The organism is Micromonospora sp. CNZ309 (assembly GCF_002846525.1).
The window spans coordinates 4,693,143-4,708,632 of record NZ_PJNG01000001.1 but is presented as its reverse complement, the minus strand read 5'-3'; the positions used below and the strand labels follow the sequence as shown (position 1 = coordinate 4,708,632).

Below are 15,490 nucleotides of genomic sequence, written 5' to 3'. Positions count from 1 at the left end.
CGTTCCGCCGGACGGTGGTCCCGTGGCGCCCCGGAGCCGGTCCCGTGGCGCCCCGGAGCCGGTCCCGTGGCGCCCCGGAGCCGGTCCCGTGGTCCCGGCAGCCGGTCCCGTGGGCACGGGGCCCGGTTCCGGGGCCGCGGGATCCGCCGGGAGGCGGTAGACATGGCGCATGGCGTACCCCCGACAGCCGCTCTTCGCGCCGCACGGCGCGGTGGCGACGAGCCAGCCGCTGGCCGCGGCGGCTGGCCTGGCCGTGCTGCGACGCGGCGGCAACGCCGTCGACGCGGCCCTGGCCACGGCGATCACCCTGACCGTGGTGCAGCCCCCGTCCAACGACATCGGCGGCGACCTGTTCGCGATCGTCTGGGACGGCGAGCGGCTGCACGGCCTCAACGCCTCCGGCCGGTCCCCGGCGGCCCTGACCCGCGAGCGGGTGCTCGCCGCGACCGGGGGGCGCGGTGCGGCCGCGGTCGACGCGTTGGGCGGCGCGCAGCGGGCGGGCCCGGCGATGCCGGCCCGGGGCTGGCTGCCGGTGACCGTGCCCGGCGCGCCGGCCGGCTGGCGCGACCTGCACGACCGGTTCGGCTCGCTGCCCTTCGCCGACCTCTTCGCCGACGCGATCGGCTACGCCGAGCACGGCCACCCGGTCTCCCCTGGGGTGTCGGCGATCTGGTCCCGCGCGCTCGCCGCGCAGGTCGACCAGAGCGGCCCGGAGTTCGCGGAGTTCGACCGGGTGTTCGCCCCCGGTGGCCGGGCGCCCCGGGCGGGGGAGCGGTGGCGCAACCCGGACGCGGCGCGGACCCTGCGGCTGATCGCCGAGACCGGGGCGGAGGACTTCTACCGGGGCGGGATCGCGGCGGCGCTGGCCGCGCACGCGGCCCGCACCGGCGGCCTGCTCACCGGCGACGACCTGGCCCGGCACGCCTCGACCTGGGTGACCCCCGTGTCCGCCCGCTACCGGGGCCACGAGGTCTGGGAGCTGCCGCCCAACGGGCAGGGCCTGGCGGCGCTGCTGGCGCTGCACATCCTGGACGGTGCGGAGCTGGCCGGGCTGCCGCTCGCCGAGCGGCTGCACCGGCAGATCGAGGCGACGAAACTCGGCTTCGCCGACGCGCACGCCCACGTCGCCGACCCGGAGCGGGTGCCGGTGCCGACGGAGGCGCTGCTCTCGCCGGCCTACGCGGCTGCCCGCCGCGCGCTGATCACCGAGCGGGCCGGGGAGCCGACGGCCGGCGACCCGGAGCGCGGCGGCACCGTCTATCTCTGCACCGCCGACGCCGACGGCATGATGGTCAGCCTGATCCAGTCGACCTACCTGGCCTTCGGCTCCCGCGTGGTGCTGCCCGGGCACGGCTTCGCGTTGCAGAACCGGGGGCTGGGGTTCCGCCTCGATCCGGCCCACCCCAACGTGGTGGGGCCGGCGAAGCGGCCCTACCACACCATCATCCCGGGCTTCCTCACCCGTGACGGGCGGCCCGTGGGCCCGTTTGGGGTGATGGGCGGGCACATGCAGCCGCAGGGGCACGTGCAGCTGGTCTCGGCGACCCTGGACGGCGGGCTCGACCCGCAGGCCGCGCTGGACGCGCCGCGCTGGTACTGGCACGCCGGCCGCTCGCTGCTGGTCGAACCGGAGCTGGTCGCCACCGCCGAGGGGCGCGCCGCCGTCGCCGAGCTGCGGGCCCGGGGCCACGAGATCGCCGTCGCGGAGGAGCCGGCGGTCTTCGGCCACGGGCAGGCGATCTGGCGGCTGCCCGACGGCGGCTACGCGGTCGGCTCGGAGCCCCGGGTGGGCGGCGGAATGCTCGGCTGGTGACCGGCGGGCCGCCGGCCCCGCTCCCGGTGCCGCGGTCCGTCGCCGCGGCTCCGGGGCTCAGGCCTCCACGCGTTCGCGGAAGGTGGTCCGGTAGGTGTGCGGGGTGGCGCCGACCCGGCGGGCGAAGTGGTGCCGCAGCGCCGCCGAGTCGCCGAAGCCGGCCCGGTCGGCGACGGCCTCGACGCTGAGCCCGGTCTCCTCCAGCAGCCGTCGGGCCAGCAGCACCCGCTGGTTGGTCAGCCAGTCGTGCGGCGTGGTGCCGGTCTCGGCGCGGAACCGCCGGGCGAACGTGCGCGGGGACATCTCCGCCCGGGCGGCCAGCTCGTCGACGGTGACCGGGCGGTCCAGGTGCCGCATGAGCCACTCCAGCACCGGTTCCAGGGTCGGCGCCTCGGGGGTCACGGGGATGGGCGCCTCGACGTACTGCGCCTGCCCGCCGTCGCGGTGCGGGGGCACCACCATCCGGCGGGCCAGCCGGGTGGCTGTGGCGGAGCCGTGCTCCTGGCGGACCAGGTGCAGGCAGGCGTCGATGCCGGCGGCCGTGCCGGCGCTGGTGAGCAGCCGGCCGTCCTGCACGTAGAGCGCGTTGCACCGGACCCTGGCGCTCGGGTGGCGGCGTTGCAGCTCGTCGACGTAGCGCCAGTGGGTGGTGCACTCCCGGCCGTCGAGCAGGCCGGCCTCGCCCAGCACGAACGCGCCGGAGCAGACGCTGAACACGTACGCCCCCCGGTCGGCGGCCCGGCGCAGCGCGGCGAGCGCGGTGGCCGGCACGACGGTGCCGTCCTGGTGGGCCGGGACGGCGACCAGGTCCGCCTCCTCCAGCGGGCCGAGGTCGGCGTGCGGGGTCAGGTGGAAGCCCGACGAGGTGCGGACCGGAGCCGCGTCGGGGCTGCACACGTGGAAGCGGTAGCCGGGGAACCCGTCGGCGGTGCGGTCGGTCCCGAAGACCTCCGCGAGGACTCCGAGCTCGAACGTGGCGACCCGGTCCAGGGCGAGGACGGCGACCGATCTGAGCATGTGACGAGGGTAACCGCCCGGTTGGCAGGAAATCGAGGTGAGGTGGCAATCCTGCCACTGTCCGGGCGGCGGAGCCCGACGGAAACTGGTTCCAGTCCGGTGCGCACCGGCGGCGAAACCGACAGCAACCATGCGAAAGCGAGCGCCGCCATGGAGATCCTGCTCTTCCTCTTCTTCCTCGTCCTCCTCGCCCTGGCCTCGGCCGTCGGCCTTACCGCCGACAGCCGGGACTCGGCCGACTGGAAGCCGTCCGACGATGGTCGGCGCTGGCGGTCCCGTCCCTGCTGAGGTGGAAAGCGGCCTTCGTGGCGTTCGTCCGGGGTGGGACCGCGCCCAAAAGGGGCGGCCCCGCCGACGGGGGCCATCGGGCGTACGGCAGGCTAGGAGCCATGGCTGACGGCTCCTGGTACGACGCCGACATCGACCACGTGATCATCTCCGAGGCGCAGATCCGCGAGAAGACCGCGGAACTCGCCAAGCAGGTCTCGGCGGACTACGCCGACGTCGATGACGGGCTCCTGTTGGTCTGCGTCCTCAAGGGCGCGGTGATGTTCATGGCCGACTTCGCCCGGGCGCTGGGCCGCAGCGGGCCGCCCGCCGAGCTGGAGTTCATGGCCGTCTCCTCCTACGGCCAGGGCACCACCTCCTCCGGGGTGGTCCGCATCCTCAAGGACCTGGACCGGGACATCGCCGGCCGGCACGTGGTCGTGGTCGAGGACATCGTCGACTCGGGTCTCACCCTTTCGTGGCTGCTGCGCTACCTGGAGTCCCGCTCGGCCGCGAGCGTCGAGGTGGTGGCGCTGTTCCGCAAGCCCGACGCGGTCAAGGTGCCGGTGCCGGTGAAGTACGTCGGCTTCGACATCCCGACCGAGTTCGTCGTCGGCTACGGCCTCGACTTCGGCGAGCGCTACCGCGAACTGCCCTACGTCGGCGTGCTCAAGCCCGAGGTGTACGCCCGGACCTGAGCCCGCTCCGTCGGGCCCGCCACATCGGCTCCCGTCGAGCGGACGTTCAGCGGGCTTTCAGCGAGCCGGACTACGGTGGAGTCCGGTGGCGTGGAGGCTCCCTCCACGCCCGACCCCCGAACCGCGGGACCGGGCGGACGGGAGGCCGGGCGCGGAGTTCGCGTCACGCCGGCTGGACCCGGTTCGCCCTACGCGTAATTGTTGGGCTCGCAGGCCCGTTCCGCGCGCGCATGATGATCGGATCGTGCGCGTACGCGGGGCTCGCAAGCTCGCGCGGTGCGCGCACAGCTGTTCCCTTTGTGCGTCACTGCGGGGCTCGCAAGCTCACTGCTCGCGTGCACGGTGTACCGTCGAATGACCGCGGCGCGGCAGTTTCGCGCCTCGGGGTCGAGCCGGCCCGCACGGCGGCTCCGGCCGCCGCCGCAGGCGGCGACACCATCAGACGGTCAGGACGTCGATCAGGAGGATGCGGGCGCCTCGGCGCTCGACAACAGCATGGAACGTACGCGTTTCTTCCGCCGACCGGTGGTCTGGATCATCCTGGTCATCCTCGGCGCCGTTGTGCTCAGTCAACTGTTCACCGCTGGTCCCAGCTACCACCGGGTGGACACTTCCGTTGCGCTCGACCAGCTCAACACCGGCCAGCCCAAGATCGAGAAGGTCGTCTTCCAGGACAAGGAACAGACGGTCCGGCTCGACCTGGCTGAGAAGGTCAAGTTCGGCGACACCAACACCGACCGGATCGAGGCGCAGTTCCCCTACGAGGTCGGGGACGAGGTCTGGAACGAGGTCCTCGAGGCCAAGGCGAACAACCGGGTCACCGGCCCGGCCGACGCCGAGGTGTCGTCCGACAGCATCTGGGTGAGCCTGCTGGTCAACCTGCTCCCGATCGCCCTGCTGGTGCTCCTGCTGCTCTTCTTCATGTCGCAGATGCAGGGCGGCGGCTCCCGGGTGCTCAACTTCGGCAAGTCCAAGGCGAAGATGATCACCAAGGACACGCCGAAGACCACGTTCGCGGACGTGGCCGGGGCCGAGGAGGCCGTCGAGGAACTGCACGAGATCAAGGACTTCCTGCAGAACCCGGCGAAGTACCAGGCCCTGGGCGCCAAGATCCCGAAGGGTGTGCTGCTCTTCGGCCCGCCCGGCACCGGTAAGACGCTGCTGGCCCGCGCCGTCGCCGGCGAGGCCGGGGTGCCCTTCTACTCGATCTCCGGCTCGGACTTCGTGGAGATGTTCGTCGGTGTCGGCGCCAGCCGGGTCCGCGACCTCTTCGAGCAGGCCAAGGCGAACGCGCCGGCCATCGTCTTCGTCGACGAGATCGACGCCGTCGGTCGCCACCGCGGCGCCGGCATGGGCGGCGGTCACGACGAGCGCGAGCAGACGCTCAACCAGCTGCTCGTCGAGATGGACGGCTTCGACACCAAGGGCGGGGTCATCCTGATCGCCGCCACCAACCGGCCGGACATCCTCGACCCGGCGCTGCTGCGCCCGGGCCGCTTCGACCGGCAGATCCCGGTGGACGCCCCCGACATGGAGGGCCGCAAGGCGATCCTGCGGGTGCACGCCAAGGGCAAGCCGTTCACCCCCGACGTCGACCTCGACGCGGTGGCCCGGCGTACCCCCGGTTTCAGCGGTGCCGACCTGGCCAACGTGATCAACGAGTCCGCGCTGCTCACCGCCCGCAAGGACCAGCGGGCGATCACCAACGACTCCCTGGAGGAGTCGATCGACCGGGTTATCGCCGGTCCGCAGCGCCGCACCCGGGTGATGAGCGACCAGGAGAAGAAGATCACCGCGTACCACGAGGGTGGGCACGCGCTGGTCGCCTGGGCGTTGCCGCACGCCGCGCCGGTGCACAAGGTGACGATCCTGTCCCGCGGTCGGTCGCTGGGCCACACCCTGGTCCTGCCCACCGAGGACAAGTACACCCAGACCCGCGCCGAGATGGTCGACACCCTGGCGTACGCGCTGGGTGGCCGGGCCGCCGAGGAGCTGGTGTTCCACGAGCCGACCACGGGTGCCGGCAACGACATCGAGAAGGCCACCCAGCTGGCCCGCGCGATGATCACGCAGTACGGCATGAGCTCCAAGCTCGGCGCGATCAAGTACGGCACCAGCGGCGACGAGCCGTTCCTCGGCCGCAACATGGGCCACGAGCGGGACTACTCCGACGCCGTCGCCGCCGAGATCGACGGCGAGATGCGGGCGCTGATCGAGCTGGCCCACGACGAGGCCTGGGAGATCCTGGTGGAATACCGGGACGTCCTGGACAACATCGTGCTGGAGCTGATGGAGAAGGAGACCCTCTCCACCGCCGACATGGCCCGGATCTGCGCCCGGGTGGCCAAGCGGCCGCCGATGGCGCCGTACAACGGCTTCGGCAAGCGCCAGCCCTCCACCGAGCCGCCGGTGCTCACGCCGGCCGAGAAGGACGCGCTGAAGGTGCAGGCCCAGGCCGACGGCGCCCAGGCCACGGTGGGCGGCGGCACCGCGAGCAACTCCAACAACTCGGACGGTACGCACTGAGCACCGACCCGACGGCCAGTTCCCGGGAGCACCGGGAACTGGCCGTCTCCGCGACCGAGCCGGACGGCGACGACACCCTCGACTACGTCGCCGCGCGCCTGATCAGCGGCAGACTCACCGGTCGGCCCATCGAGGAGACCATGGACCTCGGGCGGATCGAGAAGGCGGTCCGCGAGATCCTCATCGCCGTCGGGGAGGACCCGGACCGCGACGGGCTCCAGCAGACGCCGGCCCGGGTCGCCCGCGCGTACGCGGAACTCTTCGCCGGCCTCCGGGTCGACCCGGCCCAGGTGCTCAGCACCACCTTCGAGGCCAACCACGAGGAGCTGGTGCTCGTCCGGGACATCGACGTGATGAGCCTCTGCGAGCACCACCTGCTGCCGTTCCGGGGCAGCGCCCACATCGGCTACATCCCGGGGCCGGACGGCCGGATCACCGGCCTGTCCAAGCTGGCCCGGCTGGTCGAGGTCTTCGCCCGCCGGCCGCAGGTGCAGGAGCGCCTCACCTCCCAGATCGCCGACCTGCTCATGGAGCGGCTCGCGCCGCGCGGCGTGGTGGTGGTGCTCGAGTGCGAGCACATGTGCATGGCGATGCGCGGCATCCAGAAGTCGGGCGCCAAGACCATCACGTCCGCAGTGCGGGGCACCCTTCAGCGCGACGCCAAGTCCCGCGCCGAGGCGATGGCGCTGATCATCCCCCGCTGACACCGCACGGACCGGCCGGCCGCTCCCCGCAACCCAGGGGTGGGCCGGCCGTCGCGTGTCAGCCCGCCGGCGCGGGCCTGCCGGGCGCGGCGCTCAGCCGGCCAGCATCGCGAGCAACAGGCCCGCGCTGACCAGCACCGCCGGGACCAGGCACACCAGGGCGCCCAGCCGGGCCGTGCGCGCCACCCGGCCGCCCTCCGGCGGCGGGAAGAGCCGACCCACGCCGATCCAACCCGCCGCGAACGCCACCGCCGGCATCGGCAGACCGCAGACCAACGCGGCCACGCTGGCCGCCCCGGTGCCGGTCGCCACGAACAACGCCACCTGGATCGCCGGCACCAGCAGCGCCAGCGGCCCGTACACGAGCAGGTTCCGCAGGTGCGGCGGCCAGGCAGCCAGGCGGGGCAGTCCGCGCGCGGAGAGCGTCGCGTCCGCGGCGTCCGCCCGGCCCCGGGCGGCGCGCAACGCGGCCAGCACCGCCGCCGGCCCGCCCGCCATCGCCCGGGCCGCCTCGGTCAGTTCCGGCGGCGTCGGGACCAACGAGATCGGCGGTACGCCCCGCTCGCGCAGCCGGGCCTCCTGCGAGGCCAACCTGGTGCGTACGGCGGTCAGCTCCTCGCGGGCGGCCTGCACCGACCGGGCCTGCTCGCCGGCGGCGGTGGCCGCGTCGCGGCGCACCCCGTCGAGCTGACGGGCGGCGGCGAGGTACTCGGTCCACGCGGCGGCCACCGCGTCGGCATCCCCGCCGGTGCCCGCCTGCCCGCCGGTGCCCGCCTGCCCGGCCGGGTTGGTGCCCTCCGGTGTCGGGTCGGCCCCGGAACGCTGCCGCCCCGGCGCAGACTGTCCCGCCGTGGTCCGTACCCCGCCGCGGGTCATGCCGGCTCCTCCTCGCCGAAGGGGACCAGCACGGTGCCCTGCTCGCCGGGGCCGTCCCAGAGCACCGCCCGGCCGGGGCGGGGCCGCCACTGCACCTGCCGGCCGAAGACCGATGCGAGCTGCGCGCCCGGCAGGTCCACCACGGCCACGGCGGCGAGCTTGTCCACCTCGCCCTCGGGTTCCAGCAGCGCGGCGAACGACGGCACCGTCCGCCAGCGGCCCAGCAGGTGCCGGCCGATGGGCGGCCCCTCCCGCAGCAGCGCGCGGAGCCGCTCCGGGGGCAGTTGCTCCGGCGTCGGCACGTCCAGTCCGAAGACCACCAGGAAGGCCGGCGCGGGGTCGTCCACGGCAGCGAGCAGGCCCGGAAGGTCCACCGTCTCCACCGGGTGGCGCCCCGCCAGCTCGGCCGCCAACGCCTCGACCACCGGGCGGCACTCCTCGTCCGGCGCGGCCAGCACGAAGCGGGCGTCCCCGGGGGCGTGGTGCACGGCCGCGCTGCGTACGGCGGTGACCAGCAGCCGGGCCGCCTCCGGCCCGGGCCCGAGCACGGCCAGGTTCCGCCCCGGGGCCGGCCCGAGTGACACCGCGACGGTGGTCCGGGGCACGTCCACCGCCCGTCCCAGCAGGGCGGCGGGCCCGGGTGCCTGCCCGGCGAGCGCCGCCCGGTACCGGGGATCGTTGCGCAGCAGCGGGCGGGCGTAACCGGCGAAGACCACCGGCGGGGACGCCCTCTCCGGGCGGGCCGACCAGAGCCGGTGCCGCAGCGCCTCGACGGTGTCGGGGTGGTCCTGCGGGTCCGGGAACCGGACCATCCGCTCGTGCCCCCGGATCGCGCCCCGGGGCCCGCCGAGCCCGCCGGCGGTGTTCACCACCGCACTGCCCACCGGCAGGCCGGCGGCCGAGTCGTTCGTCGGCTCCAGCACGGCACCTCCGCCGGGCAGCGCCACCCGCACCGGGAACTGCCCCAGCACCGAGTCCCGGTCGGTACGCGAGCCCAACCCCAGGTCGCCCTCGCCAGCCAACACCAGGTGCACCCCGTACGCACGTCCGGTGCGGGCCAACGCGTCCAGCCGGGCGGCGGCGTCGGCGGCCAGCCGGTCCCGCTCGACGAAGAGCAGCGGCAGGTTGTCGAGCACGCAGACGACCCGGGGCATCGCCCGGTGCTGGCGCAGCTCGGCGAAGCGTTGCCCGCCGGCCCGGGCGCCAGCCTCCTCGCGCCGGCGCACCTCCGCCACGAGCTCGTCCAGCAGACTCAGCACGTACTCCCGGTCGGCCGCCATCGCGGCGGCCCGCACCTGCGGGATCCACGACCGGTCCCGCTCGGTCTGGAGGAACTCCACGAAGGACTCGGCGTCGGCGAGGTCCGCCAGGTAGAGGGCCAGCTCGTCGGGACCGTAGCGGGCGGTCAGGCCGAGCAGCGCGGTGGTGAGGAAGGTGGACCGACCCGCACCCGAACGGCCGCTGACCAGCCAGTGCGGCGTCAACTCCGAGAAACCGAGGGACACCGGCCGCCCGCCGGCGTCCCCGACGGTCGTGGTCAGCCCGCCCACCCCGCTCGCCGTCCACAGGTCCTCGTCGGCCGCCGGCAGCAGGTCGGTCAGCGCCAGCCGGGAACCCGCCTCCACCTGCGCGGCCAGCCGGCGGCAGACCGCGTCGACGAGTTCGCCCGGCGGATCGGTCTCGATGAAGACCGGCGAGTTCAGCCCGCCCGGCGACTCGGCGCCCGGCCCGGCGAACGGGCTGCCCGGCGGATCACCCAGCAGCGCGTACGCGGTGCGGACCGCCAGCGTCGTCGCCCTCGGCAGCGGCTCCCGGCCGCCCGCCGGGGGCCAGCCCGCCACGACGAGATGCAGGCCGGCCGCCCGACCCGACCCGGCCAGGGCCACGATGCGGGCCAGGTCTGTGGGCCCGGTCGACTCGGGCAGTGCGGCCATCACCAGCAGCAGCGTCCGGTCGTGCCGGCGACGCCCGCTCGCCCCGGGGGCCACCCACTGCTCGGCCTCGGTGAGTACGGCCCGCAGCCCCGCCACGTCCACCGCCGGCGGCGGCAGCAGGCCCGCGTCCGCGAGCGGCGCGAACGGCGCGAGGGCCGTGCCGGTCGCATCGACCGCGCGGACCAGCAGCGCGCCGGCCGGGGTCGCGGCCAACAACCGCAGCAGTACGCCCCGCAGCAGCCCCGCCACCCGGGGATCGCGGGCGTCGACGTCCACCGCGAGGTGCCCCGTGCCGAGCAGCGGCACCAGCGCCGGGAACCGGGCGTCGTCCAACGGTGCCGCCGTACCGACCCGGACGAAGGGAGGCGGCCCCTCACCGGCCGGTGTGGTCGGTGCCGTCGTCTCCAGGGGAGCGCCCGCCCAGCCGGGAGCCAGCACCGCCGCCGCGGACCGGAGGCGGTCCGCCAGCTCGTACTGGCGGCGCTGGTCGGCAGGGACGGGCCGGGTGTCGTCGAGGACGCTCGCGGCGGCAGTCGCGGTGGCGGCGGCCCGCCTGTGCAGTGCGGCGGCGCGGTTGGTGCGTGCCTTCGGACCGACCACCGCGTCCACCCCCTCCGCCCGAGGTCGGCAACCCCTCCCCGCGCAGAGACCGTAACCCAGCCGGGCCGACTCGTCCGGGATGCGCGGCGGCACTGCGCCGGGGATGTCGTGGAACTCACCGATGGGGATTGGTCCGTCACGATCCGCTGGATCTGGGGCATTGGGTCTACCGCGTCCAGCCGCTAGCCTCAGAGGGTGGAATCAGTGCAGCCCCCCGCCGGTTCCCAGGTCTCCCGCGTACCGGCGCAACGGCCCCCCTCCGACCACCTGGCGCCGCCCTCGCCGGCCCCGGCACCGGAGCGGCCGCGGCGGCGGCTGCGCACCGTTCTCACGGTGGTCACGAGCGTCGTCGTGGCACTCTGCCTGGGCGGGGTGGCCGCTGGATTCGTGCTCTACAACCGGGCCGCGGCACCCGACCGTGGGTCGCCGGACGTAGCTGTCGTCAGCTACTTGCAGGCCGCGCTTGTTTCGCGTGACCAGAACCGGGCTCTACTCTTCACCTGCGGCGGCCCACTACAGTCGATCGATGATCTGCGGACCCAGGTCGAGCGACGTGAACGAGAACTCGGTACAAGCTTCTCGATCAATATCGAGAACATCGTAGTGGTAATGAACGGCTCATCAGCGGCCACGGTAACGGCCGTCATTCGTCGTAGCGCCACCGTAGACGGGGTGCAACAGAGCCTGACCGACCCCTGGCGCTTCGAGGCCCAGGACAGAGACGGTTGGCGGGTCTGCGCCGGAGCGCCGGAGAGCTAAGTCCTCACTCAATCCAGAGCAGATGCACCGGAACCTCCAAAGTGGTTGGTGCCTGACCCCGCCAGGCCCACCGATACCAGTCCATCTCCGGCGTCACCCGGACGCAGATGTCGCCTTCGGCGCCGGAGTAGGTCTCGGTGACGGCTCGCAGGTCCCGGTGCTCGACGGAGTCGACGACGTGCACCACCCGGCGACCCGTGACGGCGTCCGACTCGAAGACCGGGGTCGGGGCGCGGTGCGCCGGGGCGTCCAGGGAGACCAGGCGCACGCCCGTCTCGCGGTCCGTCGACGCGTCCGGCCGCCGCGCCCCCACCGTCTCCACCCAGACCCGCTCGACCGGAACCAGCGGCGCGAAGACCTCCACCTGGTCGGACTCCGCCCGGTACCACTCGTGTTCGGGGATGACCGGCACGTAGGTTCGACTGCCCTGCACCACCCGGTCGTCCGCCCGAAGGTCAGCGCGCCAGCCCAGTCCGGGCAGGCCGACCAGCACGCGCTGACCGCGCAGCTCGACGCGACCGGTGGCCGGCACGACCTCGATCGGTCGGGGCGGTCGGGGCGCCCAGTCCGGATGGTCGGCGAACGGGTCGGGAAGCGGGTCGTTCATGACGGCGGGCGTCTCATCCCGCGCCCTTGAGCGGCGCGCCACGGGAGCGCATGAAAGGCACAGGGTCGATGGCGCCGCGGCTGCTCCGGTCCTCGTCCTCGTGCACCTCGAAGTGCAGGTGCGGGCCGGAGGAGTTGCCGCTGCTGCCCACCTCACCGATGACCGTACCGGCCTCGACGAGTTGGCCGACCTTGACTCGGGGCTTGCTGACCATGTGGCAGTAGCGGGTGATGAACCCACCGGCGTGCAGGACGTCGACGAACCAGCCGCAGCCGCCCTTGTTCGGCCAGCCGTCGACGTTACAGGTGCGCCGGCCGCTCTTGTCCTGGTCGCACTGGGAGATCAGGACGCGTCCGGTGGCCGCTACCCGGATGTCGGTGCCCTTCGGCGCGGCGATGTCGACCCCGTTGTGCCGGGGCCGGCTCGCGGTGCGAAAGCCCGAACCGACGCCGCCGGGGATGGGAGCCGTCCAGCCGGAGGCGGCGATCTGTCCTCCGGCGGCGCGGTCGCACGCCTTCCTACCGTCGATCAGCGCGATCCGGGCAGCTCCGCCGGCCAGCGCGTTGACGATTTGGGCGGCCACGTCCTCGTGCTTGGCGTACGCGTCCGGGAAGGCGCTGATCTGTACGGCCTGTGCGGCCCGGGTCAGCGGCATCGTCTCCCAGCCGGGTACCTTGACCAGCTTCTCGTAGAACTTCCGGGAGGCGTACTCGGGGGTCATCCGCTGCGCAACAGTGCCCCAACCGGCTCGCTGCTGAAACAGACCGACCGAGTCGTGGTCGGCGCCAATACCTTCGTTCGGCAGGTTCCCGGACTCGGCGACGGTCCGGTTAGCCAGGTTGAGAAGTCTGGATTCCTGCATAGCGGTCGCCACAGCGATTACCCACCCGCGGGGCGGCACCTTCATCTCCTGCCCCACCTTGATGATCCTCGCGGCGTTGCGGAGCTGACGTTCGCCGTACTGGGAGATCCGAGGCATGTCGCCCACCACGTTTACCTGGGATTCCTCCTTGCAGTCCTGACTGGCGAACGTCAAACTGCTGCCCGCCTCACCGCCCAGTTCGGTGAGGAAGAAGGCCCCCGCGCCGCCGGTACAGCAGAGCAGGGCGAGCGTCGCCGTCAACGCGGCGGCCAGTGCGCCGAGTCGGAGCTTTCGACCGCGCGGCCGCGTCCCGTCGCTCATTTCTGCTCCCAGTCCACGGCGTCCACCAGCCAGCGCCCGTCCGGCGCCACCAGTTCGAGGCGGAGCCGTCCCGTGTCGAGCGGAACCAGTACCTCGACGAAGTTCTCGGCCCGGGGCCGGAGCGTGACGTCACCGTCGACCTGACCGATCGGCACCCCAGACGGGTCGACGCCGGCCAGCTTGTCGGTCAGCACCGGGGTGGAGAGGGGGCGTAGGCCCTCCTGCCACTGCTCCGCCGTGGTGCCCGGCTTGCCGAGCCATGCGGCGACGAAGCGTTCGGCGGTCTGCTCTGGCGTGAGTTCGCCGGGGCGGGTGACCGGAGACGGCGGAGAGCCGGTCGAGAACGCCCCGTCGTCTCCGGCGGTCGGATCGACCGTGGTGATCGGCCGGTCGGGGCGGTTGGCCAGTCCGGAGGTGGGATCGCCCGGCCCTGACACGAACCGCGCCGCGCCGATGATCCCGAACACGAGTATGGCGATGCCGACCGCGATGCCGAGCCGGGACCGGAGTACCCGGGTGACCAGGAATTCGACCGACCGCCGCATCGCACTCACCGCGCCTCGGAACGGATCCGCGGGGTGGGCCGGTCAGGCGCGCGTTCAGCGGATCCGGGACGGTAGATGGCGAACGAGGGGTTCTCGTCCGGCACGTCCGGCTCGGTCCAGGTGGCCGGCTGCCGCCGCCGGGGCCGGGGTGCGACCGGGCGCGAGGTCCCCCGGTCCTTGGCCGGCACCGGCTCCTCGTTGGCCTGCTCGCGACCGTCGGGCCGCTGTCGTTCATCCCCGCTGGGGGCGGCGGGGCCGCCACGGGCGGCGGCGTGTGCCGGATCCTCCAGCCGTGCCTCGGGTCGGAGGGTGCGCTGCTCCGCCACCACGGTCCGACGCCGGCCCGTCGTCGGCTCGGCCGTCCCGCCGGGCTCCGCGACGTCGAGCCGGGCGGCGGTGCGCATGTCCCGGAAGAAGCGCCGGTGCCACGAGCCGGCCGAGCTGACCGCCTCGCTGCTGTCCTTGCCCCCGAGTTGGGTGATCCGGCGGTAGGGGCGCAGCAGGAGCCAGCCCACCACGCCGCATAGCCAGACCAGCACCACCTGGAGCCAGCCGGGCAGGGTCGGCGTGCTCATGATGAGGTCGACCGCGAAGAGATAGATGGCGGCGCCGGTGCCGAAGATGGCGATGTTGAAGACGGCGGCGACCACCGCGTTCGCCAACCGTCGCAACCCGGCGCTGGCCGGGCGCATCAGGCCCACCGTGCCGAGGATCGGCGCCGCGATCACCGCCCACCGGAAGATCAGGAAGCCCAGCAGCACCAGCAGCGAGGCGGTCAGGTCGAACATCGCGAAGAGAACCGCAGCCAGCACGGCAATGAATCCGGCACCCACCCGGTCCATGTCCCGGACGCCCTGTAGGTACTCGTACGCCTCCGGGTCTTCCTCCTTGATCTGCTCAGCAACCTTCATCCACTGCTGCTGCTTCGCCTCGATGGTGGCTTGACGTGTCGCCGGATTGGCGCGGATCGACTGCGCCTCACCCCAGGTCAACGACCGGGCGTCGTACAGAGCCTGGCCGTATTTCTTGGCGGTCTCGCTGTCCGCCGACCCAAGGACTCCCCGTAGCCAGTTCCGGTACAGCATAGATTCGGTAGCGGTGTCGCTGGCTCGGACTGCGGGCTTACGGTTGTCCTTACACCGTTCCGGATTGGGATCGATACACCGGCCGGGACCAGGCTCCTTCACCTGGGGACCTACGGCGTCGTGTACCACACCCAGGGTCGTGACGAGGGTGCCGTCGGCGATGTTGGCCGACTTGACCGGCCATGCGGCCAGGGCGGTCACCGCCACCATCACCAGCAGGGCCCAGCCCGCCGTGGTCATCGCGTTGCTCATGTCCGACTGGCGGGAGCGCCAGAGCAGGTACAGTCCGACCACGCAGAGGGTGACGATGCCGAAGACGCTGAACACCTTCTGGTAGACGGCCTTGGTCGCTTGGTCCACCAGTGGATCGGCCCAGCCCCACATCGAGCGCGGATCCCAGGCGCGTTCCCGCAGGGCGTTGGAAGCGCCGATCACCGCAGTGGCAATCATGAATTCGCCGTTTGCGACAGTGGTTGTGAACTTGTAGTCCGGGTGGAGGACTGTGGAGGCACAACCGATGTCGTACGTCGTGTAGCTGTACCCGGCGTATCCATAGAGGCTGTACCTGCCGGTGACGCCCGCAGTTGCTTCGGGTGGCGAGCTGGCAAACCAGCCAGCCAGACCTGCATCGGGGGCGCCGGGCGTTGGTGGCTCGAGACACTCTGCCCGGGCTGCTGACACGTCCTTGAGCTTGGCGACGCAGGCGCGGAAGTCGGCCTGCCACTCCGGGGTGGTGCAGAGGTCGGCGTTCGCCTGGGCCGTCAGCGGTGCGGGGGCGGCCGCCGCGGCACCGATGGCCGGCCAGCCGATGGTCGCCCCGGCGAGTACGCCGAGCGCGAGCAGGAACGCCGCCAGCCGTGCCCGGGCCCGCGCCAT

General features: G+C 73.2%; 13 protein-coding genes. 6 read left to right on the top strand and 7 right to left on the bottom strand.

Features of this window, described 5'->3' with window-relative positions:
* Nucleotides 1–169: 169 nt before the first annotated feature.
* Nucleotides 170–1,813, top strand: a complete 1,644-nt coding sequence (locus tag CLT72_RS19810; RefSeq protein ID WP_101413072.1) for a gamma-glutamyltransferase family protein — start codon at nucleotides 170–172, stop codon at nucleotides 1,811–1,813.
* A 57-nt stretch (nucleotides 1,814–1,870) separates the two neighbouring features.
* Here CLT72_RS19810 and CLT72_RS19805 read toward each other — a convergent pair whose 3' ends face one another.
* Nucleotides 1,871–2,830 carry a GlxA family transcriptional regulator gene (locus CLT72_RS19805; protein WP_101413071.1) on the bottom strand — a complete coding sequence of 320 codons (960 nt, stop codon included), beginning with the start codon at nucleotides 2,828–2,830 and terminating at the stop codon, nucleotides 1,871–1,873.
* A 150-nt stretch (nucleotides 2,831–2,980) separates the two neighbouring features.
* On the opposite strand from CLT72_RS19805, the gene CLT72_RS32345 reads away from it, so the two are divergent.
* From CLT72_RS32345 to folE, 4 genes are all read left to right on the top strand, one after another.
* Nucleotides 2,981–3,118: a hypothetical protein gene (locus CLT72_RS32345; RefSeq protein ID WP_199184607.1), complete on the top strand. Its 138-nt coding sequence runs from the start codon at nucleotides 2,981–2,983 to the stop codon at nucleotides 3,116–3,118.
* Nucleotides 3,119–3,219: 101 nt separating this feature from the next.
* The gene (gene hpt / locus CLT72_RS19795; protein WP_089003078.1) at nucleotides 3,220–3,795 is read left to right on the top strand and encodes a hypoxanthine phosphoribosyltransferase; all 576 of its coding nucleotides are present in this window, start codon (nucleotides 3,220–3,222) and stop codon (nucleotides 3,793–3,795) included.
* A gap of 495 nt (nucleotides 3,796–4,290) precedes the next feature.
* Entirely contained in the window at nucleotides 4,291–6,321 is a 2,031-nt protein-coding gene (gene ftsH, locus CLT72_RS19790; RefSeq protein WP_101413069.1) for an ATP-dependent zinc metalloprotease FtsH, read from the top strand.
* 38 nt (nucleotides 6,322–6,359) lie between these two features.
* Nucleotides 6,360–7,025 (top strand): GTP cyclohydrolase I FolE, encoded by a 666-nt coding sequence (gene folE, locus CLT72_RS19785; RefSeq protein WP_101413068.1) that lies wholly within the window; start codon nucleotides 6,360–6,362, stop codon nucleotides 7,023–7,025.
* Nucleotides 7,026–7,118: 93 nt separating this feature from the next.
* Here the strand turns inward: folE and CLT72_RS19780 are convergent, their stop codons facing one another.
* Both CLT72_RS19780 and CLT72_RS19775 read right to left on the bottom strand, forming a co-directional pair.
* Nucleotides 7,119–7,901, bottom strand: a complete 783-nt coding sequence (locus CLT72_RS19780) for a hypothetical protein (RefSeq protein ID WP_101413067.1) — start codon at nucleotides 7,899–7,901, stop codon at nucleotides 7,119–7,121.
* Nucleotides 7,898–10,444: an FtsK/SpoIIIE domain-containing protein gene (locus CLT72_RS19775; protein WP_101413066.1), complete on the bottom strand. Its 2,547-nt coding sequence runs from the start codon at nucleotides 10,442–10,444 to the stop codon at nucleotides 7,898–7,900. The genes CLT72_RS19780 and CLT72_RS19775 overlap by 4 nt, the downstream gene beginning before the upstream one ends.
* Nucleotides 10,445–10,768: 324 nt before the next feature.
* On the opposite strand from CLT72_RS19775, the gene CLT72_RS19770 reads away from it, so the two are divergent.
* Nucleotides 10,769–11,194: a hypothetical protein gene (locus tag CLT72_RS19770; protein WP_486484285.1), complete on the top strand. Its 426-nt coding sequence runs from the start codon at nucleotides 10,769–10,771 to the stop codon at nucleotides 11,192–11,194.
* Between the two features lie 4 nt (nucleotides 11,195–11,198).
* Here CLT72_RS19770 and CLT72_RS19765 read toward each other — a convergent pair whose 3' ends face one another.
* Genes CLT72_RS19765 through CLT72_RS19750 form a run of 4 tightly spaced genes read right to left on the bottom strand, consistent with a single transcriptional unit; the run spans nucleotide 11,199 to nucleotide 15,490 of the window.
* On the bottom strand, nucleotides 11,199–11,801 hold the full coding sequence (locus CLT72_RS19765) for a hypothetical protein (protein ID WP_101413064.1): 603 nt from the start codon (nucleotides 11,799–11,801) through the stop codon (nucleotides 11,199–11,201).
* A gap of 13 nt (nucleotides 11,802–11,814) precedes the next feature.
* Nucleotides 11,815–12,984 (bottom strand): M23 family metallopeptidase, encoded by a 1,170-nt coding sequence (locus CLT72_RS19760; protein WP_101413063.1) that lies wholly within the window; start codon nucleotides 12,982–12,984, stop codon nucleotides 11,815–11,817.
* Nucleotides 12,981–13,538, bottom strand: coding sequence for a hypothetical protein (locus CLT72_RS19755; RefSeq protein ID WP_101413062.1), 558 nt, complete (start codon nucleotides 13,536–13,538; stop codon nucleotides 12,981–12,983). Before CLT72_RS19755 ends, CLT72_RS19760 begins: the two co-directional genes overlap by 4 nt.
* Nucleotides 13,535–15,490: an MFS transporter gene (locus tag CLT72_RS19750; RefSeq protein WP_101413061.1), complete on the bottom strand. Its 1,956-nt coding sequence runs from the start codon at nucleotides 15,488–15,490 to the stop codon at nucleotides 13,535–13,537. The genes CLT72_RS19755 and CLT72_RS19750 overlap by 4 nt, the downstream gene beginning before the upstream one ends.

What these genes read in the sequence shown, in the direction of transcription:
- hpt (WP_089003078.1), top strand. Translation starts at nt 3,220, where the DNA reads ATGGCTGACGGCTCCTGGTACGACGCCGACATCGACCACGTGATCATC.
- CLT72_RS32345 (WP_199184607.1), top strand. Translation starts at nt 2,981, where the DNA reads ATGGAGATCCTGCTCTTCCTCTTCTTCCTCGTCCTCCTCGCCCTGGCC.
- CLT72_RS19810 (WP_101413072.1), top strand. Translation starts at nt 170, where the DNA reads ATGGCGTACCCCCGACAGCCGCTCTTCGCGCCGCACGGCGCGGTGGCG.
- CLT72_RS19760 (WP_101413063.1), bottom strand. Translation starts at nt 12,984, where the DNA reads ATGAGCGACGGGACGCGGCCGCGCGGTCGAAAGCTCCGACTCGGCGCA.
- CLT72_RS19750 (WP_101413061.1), bottom strand. Translation starts at nt 15,490, where the DNA reads ATGGCGCGGGCCCGGGCACGGCTGGCGGCGTTCCTGCTCGCGCTCGGC.
- ftsH (WP_101413069.1), top strand. Translation starts at nt 4,291, where the DNA reads ATGGAACGTACGCGTTTCTTCCGCCGACCGGTGGTCTGGATCATCCTG.
- CLT72_RS19765 (WP_101413064.1), bottom strand. Translation starts at nt 11,801, where the DNA reads ATGAACGACCCGCTTCCCGACCCGTTCGCCGACCATCCGGACTGGGCG.
- CLT72_RS19805 (WP_101413071.1), bottom strand. Translation starts at nt 2,830, where the DNA reads ATGCTCAGATCGGTCGCCGTCCTCGCCCTGGACCGGGTCGCCACGTTC.
- CLT72_RS19780 (WP_101413067.1), bottom strand. Translation starts at nt 7,901, where the DNA reads ATGACCCGCGGCGGGGTACGGACCACGGCGGGACAGTCTGCGCCGGGG.